Here is a 14,469-nt window from a genome sequence, read left to right as displayed (position 1 = left end):
GGAACACTCGATGAATACCGAAGGACTTACCGACGTTGCCGTAAAAGACGCTCACCCGGTGGTTGAACAAGTCGCCGAGACCCCGCCGGAGCTTGAGCAGGCCCCGCCTGCCGTGGTCGCCGATGTGCCTGCGCCGGCCCCGGTGGTCGCGGTGACCAACCTGGATGACAGCAGCCTGTACATCCACCGCGAGCTGTCACAGCTGCAATTCAACATCCGCGTGCTGGAGCAGGCGCTGGATGAGTCCTACCCGCTGCTGGAGCGGCTCAAGTTCCTGCTGATCTTCTCCAGCAACCTGGACGAGTTCTTCGAGATCCGCGTGGCCGGCCTCAAGAAGCAGATCACCTTCGCCCGTGAACAGGCCGGCGCCGACGGCCTGCAGCCGCACCAGGCACTGGCGCGTATCAGCGAGCTGGTGCACGGCCATGTGGACCGCCAGTACGCAATCCTCAACGACATCCTGCTGCCGGAGCTGGAGAAGCATCAGGTTCGCTTTATCCGTCGTCGTCAGTGGACCACCAAGATCAAGACCTGGGTGCGTCGCTATTTCCGCGACGAGATTTCGCCGATCATCACCCCCATCGGCCTTGACCCGACGCACCCGTTCCCGTTGCTGGTGAACAAGAGCCTCAACTTCATCGTCGAGCTGGAAGGCATCGATGCGTTCGGCCGCGACTCGGGCCTGGCGATCATCCCGGCGCCGCGCCTGTTGCCACGCATCATCAAGGTACCGGAAGAGGTGGGGGGCGCTGGCGACAATTATGTATTCCTGTCGTCGATGATCCACGCGCACGCCGATGACCTGTTCCAGGGCATGAAGGTCAAGGGCTGCTACCAGTTCCGCCTGACCCGTAACGCCGACCTGGCGCTGGATTCCGAAGACGTCGAAGACCTGGCCCGCGCTCTGCGTGGCGAGCTGTTTTCGCGACGCTACGGCGATGCCGTGCGCCTGGAAGTGGCCGACACCTGCCCCAAACACCTGTCGGACTACCTGCTCAAGCAGTTCAACCTCGCCGAGTCCGAGCTGTACCAGGTCAATGGCCCGGTCAACCTCACGCGGCTGTTCAGCATCACCGGCCTGGACAGTCACCCGGAGCTGCAATACACGCCGTTCACCCCGCAGATCCCCAAGCTGCTGCAAAACAGCGAGAACATTTTCAGCGTGGTGAGCAAGCAGGACATCCTGCTGCTGCACCCGTTCGAGTCGTTCACGCCAGTGGTCGACCTGCTGCGTCAGGCTGCCAAGGACCCGCATGTGCTGGCTGTGCGCCAGACCCTCTACCGTTCCGGCGCCAACTCGGAAATCGTCGACGCCCTGGTCGACGCCGCGCGCAACGGCAAGGAAGTCACGGCGGTGATCGAGCTGCGTGCGCGCTTTGACGAAGAGTCCAACCTGCAACTGGCCAGCCGCCTGCAGGCGGCCGGCGCGGTGGTGATCTACGGCGTGGTCGGCTTCAAGACCCACGCCAAGATGATGCTGATCCTGCGCCGCGAGGCCGGTGAGATCGTGCGTTACGCGCACTTGGGTACCGGCAACTACCACGCCGGCAACGCCAAGCTCTACACCGACTACAGCCTGCTGACCTCCGACGACGCGTTGTGTGAAGACGTCGGCAAGTTGTTCAGCCAGTTGATCGGCATGGGCAAGACCTTGCGCATGAAGAAGCTGCTGCACGCGCCGTTCACGCTCAAGAAGGGCATGCTCGACATGATTGCCCGCGAGACCCAGTTCGCCCTCGACGGCAAACCGGCGCACATCATTGCCAAGTTCAACTCGCTGACCGATCCGAAGATCATCCGCGCGCTGTACAAGGCCAGCCAGTCCGGCGTACGCATCGATCTGGTGGTGCGCGGCATGTGCTGCCTGCGTCCGGGCATCGTCGGGGTGTCGCACAACATCCACGTGCGCTCGATCATCGGCCGCTTCCTGGAGCACACGCGGGTGTTCTACTTCCTCAACGGCGGTGAAGAGCAGATGTTCCTCTCCAGTGCCGACTGGATGGAGCGCAACCTCGACAAGCGCGTGGAGACCTGCTTCCCGGTAGAGGGCAAGAAGCTGATCATGCGGGTCAAGAAGGAGCTGGAAAGTTATCTCACCGATAACACCCACAGCTGGAGCCTGCAGTCGGACGGCCGCTACGTGCGCAACACGCCAACCGGCAACCAGAACCCGCGCAGTGCGCAGGCGACGTTGCTGGAGAAGCTGGGTAGCCCGATTTTGTCGGTGAACTAACAGACAATAGGGTCTGAAAATGTGGGAGGGAGCAAGCCCCTCCCACATTTGTTTTGTGGTGTGCTTTAGCGCAGGTTCAGGCTGAACCCCACCCGCGTCAGCCACTCGGCTTCCTGGGCGAAGTCCGCCTGGGTCAGTTGGTTCTCGTCCAGCCAGCCTTCGGGGAACACCACGTCCAGGCTGTCGCCGTTGGCGCGCAGGGTGACCTGGGGCATTTCCTGGGTGCCACGGATGTGGTGGAACAGGATCGCAAAGCGCAGCAGCGCACACAGGCGGATCAGCTTGATGCCGTCGTCGCCGAACTCGGCGAACTTGTCCTTGGGAATGTTACGGCGATGGCCGCGCACCAGCAGCGCAAGCATTTGCTGGTCTTCCCGGGAAAAGCCGGCGAGGTCCGAGTGCTCGATCAGGTAGGCGCCGTGCTTGTGGTAATGGTAGTGGGCGATGTCCAGGCCCACCTCATGCACCTTGGCGGCCCAGCCCAGCAGCTCGCGCCAGACGCCGTCTTCCAGGTCCCAGTCGGCGGCCACCTGGTCGAACGCATGCAGCGCCTTGCGCTCCACGCGGGCGGCCTGTTCCTGGTCGACGTGATAACGCTCCATCAACGAGGTGAGGGTGCGCTCGCGCACGTCTTCGTGGTGATGACGGCCCAGCAGGTCGTACAGCACGCCTTCACGCAGGGCGCCGTCGCAGTGGTCCATGCGTTGCAGCTCGAGGGCGTCGAAGATCGCTTCGAGAATCGCAAGGCCGGCCGGGAAAATGGCGCGGCGGTCGGGCTTGATGCCGTCGAAGTCGATTTTCTCGATATCGCCCAGCTTGAACAGTTTGCGCTTGAGCCACGCCAGCCCTTCGGCATTCACTTCGCCGGTGCCATGGCCGCCGGCCTTCAGGGCCAGGCCGATGGCGCGGATGGTGCCGGAGGAGCCAATGGCCTCATCCCAGGTGAGGCGGTGCAGGGCATGCTCGATGCTCATGATCTCCAGCCGCGCGGCGGTGTAGGCCTGGGCATAGCGCGCCGGGGTGATCTTGCCGTCCTTGAAATAACGCTGGGTGTAGCTGACGCAACCCATCTGCAGGCTTTCACGCAGCAGTGGCTCGAATCGCTGACCGATGATGAACTCGGTACTGCCGCCGCCGATGTCCGCCACCAGACGCTTGCCGGGGGTGTCTGCGAGGGTGTGGGACACGCCGAGGTAGATCAGGCGCGCTTCTTCACGGCCGGAGATGACTTCCACCGGGTGACCGAGGATCTCTTCGGCACGGCGGATGAATTCGCCCCGGTTGCGCGCTTCACGCAGGGCATTGGTGCCGACGATGCGCACTGCGCCCAATGGCATGCCGTTGATCAGTTGGGCAAAGCGCTTGAGGCAATCGAGCCCGCGCTGCATGGATTCTTCGTTGAGCTGGCGCGCGTCGTCGATGCCGGCCGCCAACTGCACTTTTTCGCCGAGCCGCTCAAGGATGCGGATCTCACCGTTCTGGGCCTTGGCCACGACCATGTGAAAGCTGTTGGAGCCCAGGTCTATGGCAGCGATCAGGGACAGATTCTTGGCTTGGGATTGCGGCATGGTTTGGGGCTCTCGGTCGATAACCTTGCCATCGTGCCACGATCGACCGCTGGCGCCAACGCGTAGTGCTGCGGTAATTTTCCTGAGGCCTTTTGCAGAGGGGTGTTGCAGGAAATGTAGGCTGTTGCTCTGTACCTATGTTGAAAGTTGCGGATGACTATGTAGGAATTTTGACCTTGCGCTGTTGTAAAGCTGACGGCGATTCCGGCTACAACTGCAACGATTAAGTTCTCATCTGTGTTTTGAGTTTGCTTACAGCCGCAGGGCGTTTAAAACGGCAGTTGGTTTTAATGGTTCCCACAGTAATTGACGTGTTGTCTTATTCTTTTGCGGGCTGACAAAGCGACAGACTGTCACTCGGCGATTTTGCCGTGGTGTTATTTATTTATGCTTTTGGAATTCAAAAACAGTAAATGCACCTGATAACTCTCAGTGACAGGATGATTATGAAAAAAATTGTTGGAATGACATTTGTTATTGCGTGTCTGGCGGCTGCGGTCAATGCCCAGGCCTCCACCAGTGCCCAGTTGTCTGTCAGGGGGACGATCACACCGGCCTCCTGCAACCTCAGTTTGACGGGGAGCGGTACCATCGATTACGGCGTCATTCGTTCCGGCGAGTTGTCGCAAACGGCGTTCAATCCGCGTGAAGAGCGCACCACCTCGCTGTCGATCAACTGCGGTTCCACACCCGCCAGGTTCGGGCTGGCGTTTACCGACCTGCAAGCCGGCAGCAAGGTCCCTGGTATCCTGGGCGCAGGCTTCACCGAAGCGCAGAACTATGGCCTCGGCTCTGTCGCCAGCAGGCGAACCGGTGGCTACTCGATCACCCTGAAAGACCTGAGGTCTTCGGCCACAACTCTCTATCCCATCATGCGAACCAGCAGCAGCGGTGCCTGGCAAACCAGCGACGGCAAGGTTGCCCAGGTGCCCAGCCAGTATTCGTGGCGCAATAGTTCATCTCTCAGCCCGGTATCGGTGACTCAAATGACCGGCACCATTGCCGTCAAGGCGGTTATCAACAAGGCACAGGACCTGAACCTGAGCAGTGACGTCACTATCGACGGTCGCGCCACGCTGGTGCTGAGTTACCTCTAAGTAACAGTGTGCAGCCGATAAAGAAGCGATTCATTTCTTGTCGGCTGTTTTTATATGGGTGCTTAATTATCGGCAGTGGCTTTGCAAGTCATGGGGAACTCACGTGCGTGGTCTTTCAATAATAAGCAAGGCACTTCTTTGGAGTGCAAGTGTATGTATCTGTTTGTCGGCGGTCGCCGTGGCGGGTGGCATGCGACCTGAAAGCACGTTGGTCATGCTGTATGAGGAAGACGGCGAAGCCACGATCAATATCATCAACACCGATGACGGACCGGCGCTTCTTCATTCGGTGGTGGAGAACGTGCCCGAGGATCACGAGCCGTTGGTCATTGTCACGCCGCCTGTCACGCGGGTGGAGGCGGGCGATATTCAATTGGTGCGGTTCATCAGCACCCTGAAAACGCCGCTCAAGACCCAGCGGCTCAAGCGCGTGTCATTCGAGGGCATTCCCCAGGCGCGCGCGGCGGGCGGCGCGACCATTGGCATCACGTTGCGCCAGAACCTGCCACTGATCCTGCACCCCAAGGGTTTGCCTCGGCATGAATCGCCATGGGAGTTACTCAAGTGGACGCGGGTTGGCGAACATCTGTCGGTGCAAAACGACAGCGCCTACGTGGTGCGCCTGGCACCCGAAGTGCGTCTGCTTCCCAAAACGGGCGTGGCGACGTTACCGCGCACTTACATTCTGCCGGGGGAGACCCTGCGCGCCACGGTCGAAGGCGGTATGGCCGACGTGTCCACCGTCGAGATTCAACCGGCAACGGTCTATGGCTTCTCGGTGGATAACTACCGGACCACGATCAATGCCAGCGGGGGTTGATCGGCGTATGAGCAGACCCAAACGCCGACCCACGATACTTGTTGGACTGGCGACGCTGTGCGGCCTGCCCGGCTTCGCATCGGCGCTGGAGGTGGGAGAAGGCTTTGATCTCGTGGCCCTGAACGCCCATGGCATCGACCCCAGGGTCTCCGACTATTTTCGCAATGCCGCGCGTTTTCGCGAGGGCTCTCAGGTGGTGGGCTTGCGCGTCAACGGCAACCCGTTGGGGTTGGTGGATGCGCAATTCGATTCCAGCGGCCAGCTGTGCTTTACCCCAGGGCTTCTGGCCAAGGCCGGGCTGGTAAAGCCCGCCGGGGTGCTGCGCGAAGGTGCGACGCCGGACCAGGCCTGCCATGACTTCCTGGGCGCCTTCCCAGCGACCATGGTGCGATTGCGCCCCGGCTCGGACGAAGTCACGCTGGTCGTGCCGACCCAGTCACTGCGTGCGCCTGAATGGGAGGCCACGGGTTTTTCCAGCGGCGGTGCGGCGGCGTTGTTCAATTATGACGTGCTGGGCTTTGACAGCCGCTCGCGCAGTGGGTCCAGCCGGTATGTGTCGGCCTATACCGAGGCCGGTTTCAACCTGGGCGACTGGATCGTGCGCAGTCGCCAGTTCTATGTGTCCGACGATGGCAAGGCGCGCACCGAGCATCTGTACGCCTACGCCCAGCGAGATATAGCAGCGCTGCATTCCACGTTTCAGGCGGGGCAGTTGTCCAGCAACAGTCCAGTGTTTGGCGGTGTTCAGTTTTCCGGTTTCCAGTTGGCGCCCGACGGTCAGTCACGCACGCCAGCGGGCAGCAATAATGCGGTGGTTGAGGGGCTGGCCCAAAGTCAGTCGCGAATCGAGGTGCGCCAATCCGGGGTGTTGATCCACACCACACTGGTGCCCGAGGGGCCTTTCCGGCTGACCGGTTTGCCGTTGCTCAACGGCACCAGCGACCTGGAGGTGAGCGTCATTGATGTGCGCGGGGCCAGGCGCAGTTTTGTCGTGCCGGCGGCCTCGTTCCAGGGGGCTGCGCAGGCGGCGCCGGGTTACTACCTGTCGGTGGGCAAGGTGCGTGAATCGGCACCCGGCGAAAACCAGACGCCTTCGGTTGTCATGGGCAGCGGCACCTGGGGCCTGGGCGGCTCCACATCGGCGGGCCTGGGTGTGTTGGGCAGCGAGGATTACGGCGCCGTCGGGGCGAGCCTGGGTAGCGTGTTCTTCCAGAAAGTTTCCGTGAGCACCCGGCATAACCTGTCCCGCGACACACGCGACGCGGTGTCCGGAGCGCGCAGCACCTTGTCGTTGAGCAGTCCGGTGTATGCCGACCTTGACGTCACCCTCAGCGCCACCACTCAAAGCCTTGGTTATCGCGAGGTTCTTGAAGCCGGACGATCCTCACGGCTGGATACCCTGGATTCTCGCTTCAAAAACCAGTACACGGCGGGCATGACCTGGGTTGATCCGGCACTGGGTGGTTTCAGCGTGGGATACAGCCGCAGCGCACAATTTGACGGGCAATCGCTCGAGCACGTATTTGCGTCGTGGAACAAAACGTTCAGCGGCGCCGACGTGACCCTGATCGCCGACTCCCGAGTGGGCGGCAGGCAGGCACGTGAGCATACGGCGGCGCTGGAGAACCGCCGGGATCGGGGGCTGGACAACGACCTTTCGGTGCGCTTGCAGGTCAGCGTGCCGTTGGGCGATGACCGCCGCTTGAGCAGCTACGTCAGCCGTCGCGGGCAACAGCTCAATGCAGGCACGGCCCTCAGTGAACGGGTCAACGAATCGGTGAACTACGAGGTGGCGGTTGAGCGCGATGTTTCGGCGCGCGAGCAATCGGTTCGCGGCCAGTTGAACATGTTGCCGCGCTATACCCAGGTCGGCCTGGGCGTCAGCCGCGACCCACAGGGCGCCACCTACTCGGGGCAGCTGCGCGGAGGCGTGGTGGCCCACAAGCGCGGCGTGACGTTTTCGCCGTATACCGTACAGGACACCTTCGGCATCGTGTCGGTGGGCGACATTGGCTCGGCCAGGGTCGATACCCCCCAGGGGCCGGTATGGACCGACTTTACCGGGCAGGCGGTGATTGCCGGATTGCCCGCTTACACCCACAGCCGTGTCGAAGTGCAGACCCGCTCGCTGCCCAAACGCGTCGACCTCAAAAACGGCACCCAGGTCCTCACCGCCGGGCGTGGCTCCGTCAGTACGGTGGATTTCGAGGTGGTCAAGGTGCGCCGTGTGCTGGTCCAGGCGCAGGACAACCAGGGCAAGCCGTTGACTCAAGGATCGCCGGTATTCGGCAAGGGCAATCGCTTCCTGACCAGCGTGGTCGGCGACGGCATGATCTACCTGAGCGACGTTCAGGGGCCGCAAAGCCTGCGCGTGACGCTGCCGAATGCCTCCACCTGCGTGCTGCGCCTTGAAACCGACAGCAAGCCTGACGACGAGAAACTATATGAAACCACGACGGCGGTGTGTCATGCGCTTTAAACCCATGGCCCTGTGCCTGATGCTCTGGGGCGGCGTGATGAGCCATGCCGCGCGGGCCGACAACTGCCGACTGTCCCTCAGCCAGCCCCAGGTCGAGTACGGCGTGGTTCACCGCGAAAGCCTCGATGACCGCGCCACCGTCGCCCTCGGAACGCGCACGCTGCACTTGAACATCCTGTGTCTTGCGCCCGCGGCCATCGGTGTGCGCTTCAATGGCGCGGCGGCTGACGGGCAGGGCTATCGCTTTGGGCGCGAGGGGCGTTTTCGCCTGAGTCTCAAACATGCGCAGGTGGATGGGCGGCCTGTGCAATGGCGTGCAGCGCAGTCGTCAGGCGAACCCGACGATGACCGCTTGCTGCCTGGCAAGACCTTGCTGGCGCAGGCCACAGGTCGACGATTGACGGCTCAGGTCGAGATCGACGCCGAACTGCCCGCCGACGCCTTGCAGGTGCGCTACCGGACATTGCTGCAAGGGCAGGGCAGTTTCGAACTGGTCAGCCCGGCTGCTCCACCGAACCAATGAAGTTGGCCAGTTCCGCCGTTTGCGGGTTGGCGAACAACACCTTCGGATCACCCACTTCATGCACCTTGCCCTGGTGCATGAACACCAGCTTGTCGCCGACCTCGCGGGCGAAGCGCATTTCGTGGGTGACCATGATCAGCGTCATGCCGTCCCTGGCCAGTTGACGCACCACGCTGAGCACTTCGTTGACCAGTTCCGGGTCCAGCGCCGAGGTGATTTCGTCGCACAGCAGCACCTTGGGCGACATGGCCAGCGCGCGGGCAATGGCGACGCGCTGCTGCTGGCCGCCGGACAGGCGATCGGGGAAAGCGTCGAACTTTTCCCCGAGCCCCACGCGCTCCAGCATCTGCCTGGCGAGCTGCGCGGCTTTGGCCTTGGGCACTTTCTGCACCACCTGGGGCGCGAGCATCACGTTTTCGCCAACGGTGAGGTGCGGGAACAGGTTGAACTGCTGGAACACCATGCCGACTTTCTGCCGCAAGCTGCGCAGGTCGGCGCGTGCCGCATCGATGTATTCACCATCGACTTCGATCACGCCGTCGTTGATCGATTCGAGGCCGTTGAGGGTGCGCAGCAGGGTGGATTTACCCGAGCCACTGCGGCCGATGATCGCCACCACCTGGCCTTCCTCAACGGTCAGGTCGATGCCCTTGAGGACGTGGTGATCGCCGTAATACTTATGCAGGGCGGAAATTCTAAGCAGAGGCATGCAGTCTCCTTTCCAGGTAGCGCGCACTGAGGGACAAGGGGTAGCAGAGCAGAAAGTAACCAAGGGCCACCAGGCCGTAGACCATGAAGGGTTCGAAGGTGGCGTTGGCGAGCATGCCGCCGGTCTTGGTCAGTTCGGTGAAACCGATGATCGAGGTCACGGCGGTGCCTTTGACCACCTGCACCGAGAAACCCACGGTGGGTGCCACGGCAATGCGCAGCGCCTGGGGCAGGATCACGTAGCGCAGTTGCTCAAGCGGGTTGAGCGCCAGGCTGGCCGAGGCTTCCCACTGCCCATTGGCGATGGAATCGACGCAGCCGCGCCAGATTTCGGCCAGGTAGGCGCTGGTAAACAGGGTCAAGGCAATCGCGGCGGCGAGCCAGGGCGAGATATCCACGCCGAGCAGGGCCACACCGAAAAACACCAGGAACAGCTGCATCAGCAGCGGCGTGCCCTGGAACAGTTCGATATAGCCGCGCGCCACATTGCGCGCAAAGGCCTTGCGGCTGATGCGCATCGTCATCACCAGCAGGCCTATCACGCCGCCGCCGACGAAGGCCACCAGCGACAGCAACAGCGTCCATTGCAGGCCGGTGAGCAGGTTGCGCACGATGTCCCAGAACGAAAAATCACTCATTGGGCGTTCCTCATCACAAAGCGGCGCCCGATCCAGTTGAGCAACTGACGAATCATCAGCGCCATGCACAGGTACACCAGGGTGGTCAGGGCATAGGTTTCAAACGCACGGAAATTGCGCGACTGGATGAAGTTGGCGGCAAAGCTGAGTTCTTCGGTGGCGATCTGCGAACACACCGCCGAACCGAGCATCACGATGATGATCTGGCTGCTCAATGCCGGCCACACCTTGCCCAGCGCAGGCAGCAGCACCACGTGGCGGAACGCTTCGACGCGCGTCATCGCCAGCGCCGCCGCGGCTTCCAGTTGCCCACGCGGGATAGCCTGGATGCCGGCGCGGATGATCTCGGTGGAATAGGCCCCAAGGTTGATCACCATCGCCAGCACGGCGGCCTGCCATTCGGTGATTTTCAGGCCCAGGGACGGCAGGCCGAAGAAGATGAAGAACAACTGCACCAGAAACGGTGTGTTGCGGATCAACTCGACATAGACGCCGAAGCACCAGGCGAATGGCTGGATCTTCCATGCGCGCACCACCGCCCCGACGATGCCCAGGGCCACCCCCAGGATCGCGCCGATGGCCGTCAGCTCAAGGGTGAACAGCGCGCCGCGTAACAGCAGGTCGGTGTTGGCCAGCACCGGCACGAAGTCAAATTGATACGCCATAACTCAGCTCCGTGGTATCAGAGGTCGGCAGGCAATGGCTCTTTAAGCCACTGCAGTGCGTTCTTTTCCAGGCTGCCATCGGCCTTGGCCGTCGCCAGGATCTGGTTGACCTTCTCCAGCAGGGCCGGCTCGTTCTTGTTCACGCCCACGTACACCGGCGAATCCTTGAGTTTCACTTTCAGCGCCGGCACGCGCTTGGGATTGCGCTCGCTGATTGCCACCATCACCACGTTGCCGCTGGCGATCAGGTCGACCTGGCCGGCGAGGTAGGCAGCGATGGTCGAGTTGTTGTCTTCGAAGCGCTTGATGGTCGCTTCCTTGGGCGCCACGGCGCTCAGCTCGATGTCTTCGATGGCGCCGCGGGTGACGCTGATGGTCTTGCCCTTGAGGTCGTCGGTGGTGCTGACGGCGGCGTCAGGCGGGCCGAATACGGCCAGGTAGAACGGCGCGTAGGCCCGGGAGAAGTCGATGACCTTCTCGCGCTCGGGGTTCTTGCCCAGGCTGGAGATCACCAGGTCGACCTTGCCGGTGGTGAGGAACGGGATGCGGTTGGTGCTGTTGACCGGCGTCAGTTCCAGTTTGACCTTGAGCTGGTCGGCCAGCAGCTTGGCAGTGTCGATGTCCAGGCCGCGCGGCTTCATGTCGGGGCCGACCGAACCGAACGGCGGGAAGTCCTGGGGCACGGCGACCTTCAGGGTGCCACGGGCGACGATATCGTCCAGACCGTTGGCCTGGGCGGGCGCCTGGCTCAGCATCAGGCTGGCAAACAGGGCAGTGAGCAGGGCGCTGTAGCGCTTGGTCATGGCAACTCTCCGGGAAGGGCGAAGGGGGTTTCTGAATTCGACTGCTGTGCGTGATTGCACAGCCCATGCCAGCCTTCCCTGAATCGTCTGCGGGGCCGGGATTTGCTGAGTTCCGGTGGTCTTACTGGTCTGAACAGTTCGCGCGCCTTTCGCACCTTTTTCGAGCGTCGCCAAAACCGCACGAGCCCCTTTGGGGCGTGGCTTGCCGACGGCCCGGAATAGCTTTACAACTAGCCGCTCAGTTGACTGGAACCTTGAGTTTTTTATGCATTCCATCGCCCAAGCCGTACCGGAAGCGGCCTTGCAGGCCATCCGCAAACTGATCAAGGAGCAAGGCTTCTGCGCGGGCGATGCACTGCCGTCCCAGCGTGACCTGGCGCTGCAGTTGGGGGTGAGCCGCGCGTCGTTGCGCGAGGCGTTGTCGTCCCTGAGTGCCTTGGGCGTGGTCAGTGTGCAGCCGGGCAAAGGCGTGTTCGTGCAGGCGGCGCAGGAGTCGCCCGGGTTCGCCTGGCCGTTTGCAGCGCAGGCCACGCCGCTGGATATCTTTCAATTGCGCTATGCCCTTGAAGGGTTCGCCTCCGGTTTGGCGGCGATGACGTTGACCCTCGATGAACTCGATGGCCTGGAAGACAATGTCGAGGCGATGCGCAAGGTGCTCAGGGCCGGCGATTTCGAAGCGGCGGCGCGGCTGGACTTCGACTTTCACCAACGCATCCTGCTCGCCAGCGGTAACCAGGCGATGGTGAGCATCCTCAGTGCCAGCGCCGAGGTGTTCCTGGAAAGCCAGAAGCTACCGTTCATCCGGCCGGAGAGGGCGATGGAGACCTGGCAGGAACACCGCAGGATCCTGCGCGCCCTGGCCCGGCGCGCGAGCGCGGCGGCGCAGAAAGCCATGCAGGAACACGTACGCAATGCAGCGTTGCGCACCGGGATTGCCTTCGTGACCCCCGTGTCGCCCTGAGTGGCTCATACCCAAACTCATGCGCCGCCATAGCAACACTCAATCAGAGGCGACTTCCTGAACGGGGGAAGGGCGGCTATGATGGGCGACGTTTTTTTGCTTACAACCTGGAGACTTCCATGAGCAGCGATCTTATCAAACACGTTAGCGACGCTAGCTTCGAAGCTGATGTACTCAAGGCTACCGGCCCTGTACTGGTTGATTACTGGGCAGAGTGGTGCGGTCCTTGCAAAATGATCGCCCCGGTCCTGGACGACATTGCAACCACGTATGCAGGCAAGCTGACCATTGCCAAGCTGAACATCGACGAGAACCAGGAAACCCCGGCCAAGCATGGCGTGCGTGGTATCCCTACGTTGATGCTGTTCAAGAACGGCAACGTTGAGGCCACCAAGGTTGGCGCGCTGTCGAAGTCCCAACTGCAAGCTTTCCTCGACGCCAACATCTAAGCGTCGTCAAAAAAGCCCCGCAAATCGCGGGGCTTTTTCGTGAAACAGGGCTGGACGCTCCGAAATTCAGGTGGTACATTCGGCCCCGCACTGGTTTCTCCACTGCCCCCTGCAAGCCGTCGCCGACGCATTCCTTTTCGATTAGTACGCGATCCTGTCGCCTTCTCTGCGGCGCGGCCTCATTAAGCCAAAAGCTTAATTTCCCCCCTCCATAAATGATTACGTCATTCCTATATGAATCTGACTGAACTCAAGCAAAAGCCGATTACCGACCTGCTCCAACTGGCCGAAGAAATGGGCATAGAAAATATGGCCCGTTCGCGCAAGCAGGACGTGATTTTCTCCCTGCTCAAAAAGCACGCAAAAAGCGGCGAGGAAATCTCCGGTGATGGCGTGCTGGAGATTCTCCAGGACGGCTTCGGCTTCCTCCGCTCTGCAGACGCTTCCTATCTCGCCGGCCCGGACGATATCTACGTCTCGCCGAGCCAGATCCGTCGCTTCAACTTGCGCACCGGTGACACCATCGTCGGCAAGATCCGCCCTCCGAAGGAAGGCGAGCGTTATTTCGCCCTGCTCAAGGTCGATACGATCAACTTCGATCGTCCCGAGAACGCGAAAAACAAGATTCTCTTCGAGAACCTGACCCCGCTGTTCCCGACCGTGCGCATGAAGATGGAAGCCGGCAACGGTTCCACCGAAGACTTGACCGGTCGCGTGATCGACCTGTGCGCGCCGATCGGCAAGGGCCAGCGCGGTCTGATCGTCGCCCCGCCGAAAGCCGGTAAAACGATCATGCTGCAGAACATTGCCGCAAACATCGCGCGTAACAATCCTGAAGTTCACCTGATCGTATTGCTGATCGATGAGCGTCCGGAAGAAGTGACCGAAATGCAGCGCACCGTGCGCGGCGAAGTGGTTGCCTCGACGTTCGACGAGCCGCCAACCCGCCACGTGCAGGTTGCCGAAATGGTGATCGAAAAGGCCAAGCGCCTGGTCGAGCACAAGAAGGACGTGGTGATCCTGCTCGACTCCATCACCCGTCTGGCGCGTGCCTACAACACCGTGATACCGAGCTCCGGCAAGGTACTCACCGGTGGTGTCGACGCCCACGCTCTGGAGAAACCGAAACGTTTCTTCGGCGCCGCGCGCAACATCGAAGAAGGCGGCTCGCTGACCATCATCGCCACCGCGCTGGTTGAAACCGGCTCGAAGATGGATGAAGTGATCTACGAAGAGTTCAAGGGTACCGGCAACATGGAACTGCCCCTGGACCGTCGCATCGCTGAAAAACGCGTGTTCCCGGCCATCAACATCAACCGTTCCGGCACCCGCCGCGAAGAGTTGCTGACGGCTGACGACGAACTGCAGCGCATGTGGATCCTTCGCAAGCTGCTGCACCCGATGGATGAAGTCGCTGCCATCGAGTTTTTGATCGACAAGCTGAAAACCACCAAGACCAACGACGAGTTTTTCTTGTCGATGAAGCGTAAATAACACTTCAGGTCCGTGAGAATGGCGCCCTTTG

The 14,469-nt window shown here is 61.5% G+C and carries 13 protein-coding genes; 8 read left to right on the top strand and 5 right to left on the bottom strand.

The features are described from left to right. Positions 1-10 precede the first annotated feature (10 nt). On the top strand, positions 11-2,233 hold the full coding sequence (gene ppk1, locus JOE32_RS16365; RefSeq protein ID WP_209986245.1) for a polyphosphate kinase 1: 2,223 nt from the start codon (positions 11-13) through the stop codon (positions 2,231-2,233). A 65-nt stretch (positions 2,234-2,298) separates the two neighbouring features. Here ppk1 and ppx read toward each other — a convergent pair whose 3' ends face one another. Further along, complete coding sequence (gene ppx / locus JOE32_RS16360; protein WP_209986242.1) at positions 2,299-3,801, bottom strand: exopolyphosphatase; 1,503 nt, start codon at positions 3,799-3,801, stop codon at positions 2,299-2,301. Positions 3,802-4,247: 446 nt separating this feature from the next. On the opposite strand from ppx, the gene JOE32_RS16355 reads away from it, so the two are divergent. From JOE32_RS16355 to JOE32_RS16340, 4 genes are all read left to right on the top strand, one after another. Then, a complete protein-coding gene (locus JOE32_RS16355) occupies positions 4,248-4,898 on the top strand; it encodes a DUF1120 domain-containing protein (protein WP_209986239.1) in 651 nt (216 codons plus the stop codon). 157 nt (positions 4,899-5,055) lie between these two features. Continuing rightward, on the top strand, positions 5,056-5,718 hold the full coding sequence (locus JOE32_RS16350) for a fimbria/pilus chaperone family protein (protein ID WP_307497670.1): 663 nt from the start codon (positions 5,056-5,058) through the stop codon (positions 5,716-5,718). A 7-nt stretch (positions 5,719-5,725) separates the two neighbouring features. After that, positions 5,726-8,197 (top strand): fimbria/pilus outer membrane usher protein, encoded by a 2,472-nt coding sequence (locus JOE32_RS16345; RefSeq protein ID WP_245229038.1) that lies wholly within the window; start codon positions 5,726-5,728, stop codon positions 8,195-8,197. Continuing rightward, the gene (locus JOE32_RS16340) at positions 8,187-8,720 is read left to right on the top strand and encodes a DUF1120 domain-containing protein (RefSeq protein ID WP_245229037.1); all 534 of its coding nucleotides are present in this window, start codon (positions 8,187-8,189) and stop codon (positions 8,718-8,720) included. The genes JOE32_RS16345 and JOE32_RS16340 overlap by 11 nt, the downstream gene beginning before the upstream one ends. On the opposite strand, the gene JOE32_RS16335 is transcribed toward JOE32_RS16340, so the two are convergent. Genes JOE32_RS16335 through JOE32_RS16320 form a run of 4 tightly spaced genes read right to left on the bottom strand, consistent with a single transcriptional unit; the run spans position 8,692 to position 11,534 of the window. Continuing rightward, positions 8,692-9,429: an amino acid ABC transporter ATP-binding protein gene (locus tag JOE32_RS16335; protein ID WP_209986230.1), complete on the bottom strand. Its 738-nt coding sequence runs from the start codon at positions 9,427-9,429 to the stop codon at positions 8,692-8,694. The genes JOE32_RS16340 and JOE32_RS16335 overlap by 29 nt on opposite strands. Next, on the bottom strand, positions 9,416-10,066 hold the full coding sequence (locus JOE32_RS16330) for an amino acid ABC transporter permease (RefSeq protein WP_209986227.1): 651 nt from the start codon (positions 10,064-10,066) through the stop codon (positions 9,416-9,418). Before JOE32_RS16330 ends, JOE32_RS16335 begins: the two co-directional genes overlap by 14 nt. After that, positions 10,063-10,731: an amino acid ABC transporter permease gene (locus JOE32_RS16325; RefSeq protein WP_209986224.1), complete on the bottom strand. Its 669-nt coding sequence runs from the start codon at positions 10,729-10,731 to the stop codon at positions 10,063-10,065. Before JOE32_RS16325 ends, JOE32_RS16330 begins: the two co-directional genes overlap by 4 nt. A 17-nt stretch (positions 10,732-10,748) precedes the next feature. Continuing rightward, positions 10,749-11,534 (bottom strand): transporter substrate-binding domain-containing protein, encoded by a 786-nt coding sequence (locus JOE32_RS16320; protein ID WP_209986221.1) that lies wholly within the window; start codon positions 11,532-11,534, stop codon positions 10,749-10,751. Positions 11,535-11,799: 265 nt separating this feature from the next. On the opposite strand from JOE32_RS16320, the gene JOE32_RS16315 reads away from it, so the two are divergent. From JOE32_RS16315 to rho, 3 genes are all read left to right on the top strand, one after another. After that, positions 11,800-12,495: an FCD domain-containing protein gene (locus tag JOE32_RS16315; RefSeq protein ID WP_209986218.1), complete on the top strand. Its 696-nt coding sequence runs from the start codon at positions 11,800-11,802 to the stop codon at positions 12,493-12,495. A gap of 119 nt (positions 12,496-12,614) precedes the next feature. After that, positions 12,615-12,944: a thioredoxin TrxA gene (trxA, locus tag JOE32_RS16310; RefSeq protein ID WP_003234832.1), complete on the top strand. Its 330-nt coding sequence runs from the start codon at positions 12,615-12,617 to the stop codon at positions 12,942-12,944. A 234-nt stretch (positions 12,945-13,178) separates the two neighbouring features. Beyond that, positions 13,179-14,438: a transcription termination factor Rho gene (gene rho / locus JOE32_RS16305; RefSeq protein WP_003176825.1), complete on the top strand. Its 1,260-nt coding sequence runs from the start codon at positions 13,179-13,181 to the stop codon at positions 14,436-14,438. The last annotated feature ends 31 nt before the right edge of the window (positions 14,439-14,469 follow it).

Source organism: Pseudomonas sp. PvP025 (genome assembly GCF_017832155.1).
In the GTDB taxonomy this organism is placed as follows: domain Bacteria; phylum Pseudomonadota; class Gammaproteobacteria; order Pseudomonadales; family Pseudomonadaceae; genus Aquipseudomonas.
This window is presented reverse-complemented; position numbering and strand designations above follow the sequence as displayed.